Below are 6467 nucleotides of genomic sequence, written 5' to 3'. Positions count from 1 at the left end.
GTTTGCATGTGAAAAATGTGGGGGTGAAATGTATCCTGAGTATTATAAAGGGGTACATGGCATAGAGTACAAATTATCGGATATTCTCTAACCATGAAAAGGACCGGGCTATGCCCGGTTTTTCTTATGTGTGTATTATTCGCCGCGCACAGCTTTAATGGCTGCAGCTCTGTCTTCACTGTCATAAATAAAGGAACCGGCAACAAGAACATTTGCACCTGCTTCTTTGCAAAGGACAGCTGTTTGTTCATTTACACCGCCATCTACTTCAATTTCAAGTCCTGGATTGAACTGATCAGCAAGTTTACGAACTTCTGTTATTTTTGGCAATACGCTCGAAATGAAAGCTTGTCCGCCAAAGCCCGGGTTTACCGTCATGAGCAATACCATTTCAACATCTTGAATTACATGCTTAATCATCTCAACTGGTGTGCTTGGATTTAGAACAACACCTGGTTTTGCGCCATGCTCTTTAATGAGCTGGAGTGTGCGATGAAGATGAGGACATGCTTCTGCATGTACTGTGATAATATCTGCACCAGCTTTAGCAAATGCCGGGATATATTGCTCTGGATTTTCAATCATTAGGTGGACATCCAATGGAAGTGTTGTAACCGGTCTGATTGCACTAACAATTAGAGGGCCGATCGTGATATTTGGAACGAAATGGCCGTCCATAACGTCAACATGGATATAATCTGCTCCGCCGCGCTCCACATCTTTTATTTCTTCTCCTAGTCTTGCAAAATCGGCAGACAGGATGGATGGTGCTATTTTAACCATAATAATTGCCTCCACTTATGTAATAATTTGCAGCAAGCTTTCCATTACGTCGCCCATGACTTGGACAAAAAAGCTTTATATGTCTTCTTAGAAAATTATAACAGAGCCTACAAGAAAATTGAAGTATACGGAAACACAGCCCATTGAGGAAGAAAGACAGCAAAAAGACCTAAAATCCTCCTAGCTTAAAAGCAAGAGATATTAGGTCTTTTGAATGGATATTACATAGATTGTTCGATTGCTGTTTTTACGTCCTCTGGAGAGTTCTGATAGCCTTCGGATATGCATTGTACAAGTAATTCCTTGTTTTTGTATTGTTCAGGCTTGTTCTTATTATAGTAATAACGTACACATTCTTCTTCTTTAAAGAACGCTTTCCCGATTTTTAATAATGCAGTGACTGGTAGAGCACTAAAGGCAGGCGCATTTGCTGCTTCAGCTGGTTGTGCCTTAACTTCTTTAACTTCTTGTGTGGATGCTTTTAATTCTGCTGCAGGCGCTTGTCCTTGGCCTTCATGATGGAATTCTTGAACCACTTGATTAATTAAGTTTTCCTGAGAAACAAGCTGCTTTAAAAGCTTTTTCTTTACACGTTTCTTTTTGGACTGCAATCCAAAGGTTTGGAGGATATAATGCTGCAGCTCAGTGTTTTCTGCTAATTCTTCATGTGTTTTGTAAATCGAATTCATTGCTTAACTCCTTTTTTTGCTTCTATCTATTTGCATATCTTATTCGAACAAATTTTTTGCACTTGTACTATTATATACTAATCTATGAAAAGTACAAAATATCCTTCGTGTTGCGAAGTAATACTCACGAAAAAAGAGGAGGGCAGAGGCCCTCCTTTTAAGTATTTAAGCTCGTTCTTCAAACAGTCTTGCAATCTCAACAATAGTATTAGTTGCTTTTTGCATGTTATCTACTGAAATATACTCATATTTACCATGAAAGTTTTCTCCACCTGTGAAAATATTAGGTGTCGGCAGCCCCATATAGGAAAGCTGGGACCCGTCTGTTCCTCCGCGAATTGGTTCAATAATCGGTGATATTCCAAGGTTTACCATTGCTTCATGTGCAACTTCCACGATTTCTTTAACAGGTTCAATTTTTTCGCGCATATTATAATATTGATCCTTTAGGTCTAGGACTACTGTCTTTTCTCCATACTTCTTATTTAATTGAGCTACAATCTCAGATAAATTTGTCTTTTTCTCTTCAAACAGTTTTCTGTCAAAATCACGGATTATATATGCAAGCTTCGTTTGTTCCACATCACCTTCAAAAGATAGAAGATGGTAAAAGCCTTCGTAGCCGGATGTTTTTTCAGGGGCTTCTTCAGAAGGCAAGCTGTTTTGTAATTCCATCGCGATTTTCATAGAATTGACCATTTTTCCTTTTGCTGTGCCAGGATGGACATTTGTACCATTTACCGTGACTTTTGCCCCAGCTGCATGAAAGCTTTCATATTGCAGCTCGCCTAATGGACCGCCGTCCACTGTATAAGCAAAATCTGCTGCAAATGCTTTGACATCAAACTTATGAGGCCCTCTTCCTATCTCCTCGTCAGGAGTAAAGGCAACCCTGATTTTCCCGTGCCTAATATCAGAGTTCTTTAATGTAATAAGGGCAGTCATGATTTCTGCAATGCCTGCTTTATTGTCAGCACCTAAGAGGGTTGTTCCATCTGTTGTAATTAACGTATGACCTTTGTAGTTTGCAAGCTCTGGAAAATCAGCTGGAGATAATACAATATGTAAATCAGAATGAAGGACAATATCCCCGCCGTCATAATATTCTACTATTTGCGGACGGACATTTTTCCCAGTAAAGTCAGTTGCTGTGTCCAAATGGGCCAGAAAGCCGATAGTTGGGACACTTTTCTCTGTATTGGCAGGCAGTGTTGCCATAACATAGCCATTTTCGTCTATTGTCACTTCTTCCATGCCAATTTCTTGTAATTCATTCACAAGCTTTTTGGCTAGTGTCAGCTGTCCAGGTGTAGAGGGGCATGAAGTGCTTTCCTCGTTTGATTGTGTGTCAATGACAGCATAGGATATAAAGCGATCAATGATAGAATTTTTCATTATTTCATCTCCTTATTAGCATCTAATGCGATTTTACCATATAAATATTTCGCCTGTCTTAATTTAAAAAAGGGTTAACAAGCCGTTTGTCACAAATATGTAAGAATTGACTGGCAAAAGGATGTCTAAAGGCTTTTTCTGTTCGCTACAATAGAAATATCAAAACGAAGGGAGCGGAAGATGAATAAAAAGGTTAAAGGGCTAATTTTTTCGGCAGTGGTTATATGCTTAGCAGGGCTGCTTGTTATGCTGATACAAACGAACGGACCGAAAGCGATAAAGGACATTAAAAAAATTGCGGCTCAAGAGACATACACGCAAGCTGACAAGGAATATATTGTTTACTTTTGGCAAGAGGCATGCTCTTACTGTAAACAAATAGAAAATGTCGTCCTTGAATACACAAAAACTGGAGAAACTCCACTTTATATCGTTGATATGGGCGATAAGGAAAATGCAGTCAGCTGGTATGATTGGCAAGAACATCACAACAAGTACGACAAAGTGATTGGTAGGGTGGAGGATGGGAAGGAAATTCTCGATGATGCCATAAATATCAATGATTTTATAAATGACAAGGATATAGCTTGGTCTATTCAATCGAGGGATGATCATAAATTGTATGCTGTCCATCAGACTGCATATGAAAATCAAATGCCAAAGTCAGCCTCCGAACTAGAAATAGCAGGGACGCCAACCATGCTGAAGATAAAGGAGGGCAAGCTCGTCGATTATCGTGTCGGTGTGGAGGAAGTGGCTAAATTGCTGAAGAATTAACTAATTAAGAAAAGCAGTTGCGAAAAAACCACAACTGCTTTTTTCACAGCTTATTCTCAACTAAATGAGAATAATATTTTCTAATTGAGAAAAAACCAATTGACAATGAGAATCAATTTCATTTAATATGAACCTAGGGCAGGTTGTGCCTGAAATAGGTACAGGAAGGGGGGCACTGAAAATTCGTATTTTAGCTTTACCAATATAACTATATAGAGGGGAGAAATATACTTGCTTAAACAGAAAGTTGCAATAAAAATAGTTGCAATATTAGCAATATTTACATTTCTATCTGTTGGTTTCAGCACTAAATCTTTAGCTGCATCACTAGCAGACGGCGAGTACTCCATTAATTACTCTGTATTAAGAGCAGATAATGACTCAGCCTCAATGGCTGATGGCTATTTCCAAAAACCGGCGAAATTGATTGTCGAAAATGGAGCTCTTAAAGTCCAAGTAGGTATTTCTACTTCAGCTATTACAGAGTTTAAAGTAGGAGGACAAAACGTTACCGAAATAAGTAAAAATGGTGAATCCAGTGTTGTTCAATTTAACATCAACTCACTTCAGAATCCTACAAATGCAGAGATTCATGTCATTGTGGAAGACCAGAATTACGACCATTGGTACACGATAAGATTTGATTTTGATGAAAGTTCAGCAAATGCTCTTTCTTCACAATCTAATTCATCCACTTCAGAAACATCAAATTCAACCTCTGAGACAGCAGCAAGTTCAACTGAACAAGACACAACAAAAGAAACAGCAGCCAAAGTGGAAAACCCAAGAACTTCTGATCAATCAGAAATCACTGTCTTCACTGTATTAATGGTTGTATCCCTTGGGATTATCGTATTTTATGTTGTAAACAGAAAAAAGCTAGTTAAATAGTTTCTAATAAGAGTTACAAATTCTACTAAAAAGGAGAAAAAGATGAAAATGAAAACTGCAAATATAGCACTTGCATTTCTTGTAACAGTCTTTTCCGTTGTTAGTACAGTAATTCCTTTGGATAACAAAGCTTATGCTGCCGAGTCAAGCAGCCGTTCAGTTGTAGCAGATGGGGAATATAGTATCGGCTACACGGTATTGCATGCAACAAATAATGTAGCATCAATGGCCGACCAATATTATACAAAACCAGGAAAGCTAATCATAAAGAATGGTCAGGCTAAAGTCCAAGTAGAATATAGCAATTTAATTACAGAGTTTAAAGTAAATGGAACGCCGGCAACAAAGATAAGTGAAAGCGGCGGCAAAATTAAGGCTGAGTTTCCTGTTGCTGATATTGAGGGTTTAACAGCTGCAGAAATTCATGTACAAGTTCCAGCGATTAGCTATGACCACTGGTATACAGTGAGGATTGACTTTAATACTACTGGATTGTCCAACTAACAGCCGATTTAGTTCAGAATCAAGAAGCAGAACTAAATAACTACATGAAAAGAGCTACATATTCTACTAAAAAGGAGCAAAAGAACAGAATGAAGGCTGCAAAAATTGCACTTGCGTTTCTTGTAATAGTCTTTTCCATCGTAAGCACTGTCATTCCTTTGGATAATAGAGCTTATGCTGCCGAATTGAACAGCAGTACTGCTGTGGCAGATGGGGAATATAGTATTGGCTATACTATATTGCATGCAACAAATGATGAAGCATCAATGGCCGACCAGTACTATACAAAGCCTGGAAAATTAATCATGAAGGACGGACAGGCTAAAGTTCAGGTAGAGTACAGTAATTACATTACAGAGTTTAAAGTTAACGGCACTCCTGTTACAAAGATAGGCGAAGCTGGAGACAAAACTACGGCTGAGTTTCCAGTTGCTGATCTGGAAGGACTGACAGAAGCTGAGATTCATGTCGAAGTTCCAGCAATAAGCTATGATCACTGGTATACAGTCAGATTTGACTTTGATACAGCTTCTTTACCTGTTCAAACAGAACCAAGTGAAGAAGCAGAAGAACCTGCAACAACACCAGAAAATCCAGGTGAAGAAGCAGAAGAACCTGCAACAACACCAGAAAATCCAGGTGAAGAAGCGGAAGAGCCTGTAACAACACCAGAAAATCCAGGTGAAGAGCAAGAAGAGCCTGTAACAACACCGGAAAATCCAGGTGAAGAGCAAGAAGAGCCTGTAACAACACCGGAAAATCCAGGTGAAGAGCAAGAAGAACCTGTAACAACACCGGAAAATCCAGGTGAAGAGCAAGAAGAACCTGCAACAACACCGGAAAATCCAAGTGAAGAAGCAGGAGAGTCAGAGGAAGAAACACCTGCTGCACCACAGGAAGATATCGTGTACGAAGACGGTGAGTATGAAGTCGACTATACAGTGTTGCATGGAACGGCAGAGGAGAAGTCGATAGCAGATAACTACTTCACAAAACCAAGTAAAGTTATCGTTAAAGATGGAAATATTACTGTGCAGACGGAGTACAGCAGCCTGATTACGGAATTCACTGTAAATGGTGAAAATCCGACGATTATCAGCAATGATGGCACAAAAACAGTTGCTGAGTTCCAGCTAGCATCTCTCAACAGCATTACAGAGGCGCAAATACATGTTGAGATTCCAGCAATTAATTATGATCATTGGTACAATGTAAGGTTTGATTTCAACACAGAAAACTTGCCTGTATTGGAAGAAAAAGAACCACTTGCAGATGGCACATACACAATCGATTACAAAGTCTGGAAGGAAAATGCAGATGAAGCTTCCAGCATGGGCAATTACTTATCAAAACCAGCGAAGCTAATTGTTGAAAATGGAAAAACATATATTCAACTAAATCTGTCTTCCAGCAATTTCGTAACAGGCT

7 protein-coding genes are annotated in these 6467 nt (G+C 39.0%); 4 read left to right on the top strand and 3 right to left on the bottom strand.

What is annotated here, in order from left to right:
• Nucleotides 1-135: 135 nt before the first annotated feature.
• The 3 genes from rpe to pepT all read right to left on the bottom strand — a co-directional run bounded on the left by rpe (nucleotide 136) and on the right by pepT (nucleotide 2867).
• Nucleotides 136-783, bottom strand: coding sequence for a ribulose-phosphate 3-epimerase (rpe, locus tag M3600_RS27830; protein WP_251648438.1), 648 nt, complete (start codon nucleotides 781-783; stop codon nucleotides 136-138).
• 221 nt (nucleotides 784-1004) lie between these two features.
• The gene (locus M3600_RS27825; protein ID WP_233316797.1) at nucleotides 1005-1472 is read right to left on the bottom strand and encodes a hypothetical protein; all 468 of its coding nucleotides are present in this window, start codon (nucleotides 1470-1472) and stop codon (nucleotides 1005-1007) included.
• 165 nt (nucleotides 1473-1637) lie between these two features.
• The gene (gene pepT, locus M3600_RS27820; RefSeq protein WP_233316798.1) at nucleotides 1638-2867 is read right to left on the bottom strand and encodes a peptidase T; all 1230 of its coding nucleotides are present in this window, start codon (nucleotides 2865-2867) and stop codon (nucleotides 1638-1640) included.
• Nucleotides 2868-3047: 180 nt separating this feature from the next.
• On the opposite strand from pepT, the gene M3600_RS27815 reads away from it, so the two are divergent.
• The 4 genes from M3600_RS27815 to M3600_RS27800 all read left to right on the top strand — a co-directional run.
• On the top strand, nucleotides 3048-3644 hold the full coding sequence (locus M3600_RS27815) for a hypothetical protein (protein ID WP_233316799.1): 597 nt from the start codon (nucleotides 3048-3050) through the stop codon (nucleotides 3642-3644).
• Nucleotides 3645-3875: 231 nt separating this feature from the next.
• Complete coding sequence (isdC, locus tag M3600_RS27810) at nucleotides 3876-4535, top strand: heme uptake protein IsdC (RefSeq protein ID WP_233316800.1); 660 nt, start codon at nucleotides 3876-3878, stop codon at nucleotides 4533-4535.
• Between the two features lie 42 nt (nucleotides 4536-4577).
• Nucleotides 4578-5039, top strand: a complete 462-nt coding sequence (locus M3600_RS27805; protein ID WP_233316801.1) for an NEAT domain-containing protein — start codon at nucleotides 4578-4580, stop codon at nucleotides 5037-5039.
• An 89-nt stretch (nucleotides 5040-5128) separates the two neighbouring features.
• Nucleotides 5129-6467, top strand: a 1339-nt coding sequence (locus tag M3600_RS27800; protein WP_251648436.1) for an NEAT domain-containing protein, incomplete at its 3' end; no start/stop codon positions are given.

The sequence above is a fragment of the Niallia sp. MER 6 genome, from assembly GCF_023714395.1.
Taxonomy (GTDB): domain Bacteria; phylum Bacillota; class Bacilli; order Bacillales; family Cytobacillaceae; genus Niallia.
Note: the sequence above shows the minus strand (reverse complement) of the source record. Positions and strands in the feature narration are given on the sequence as shown.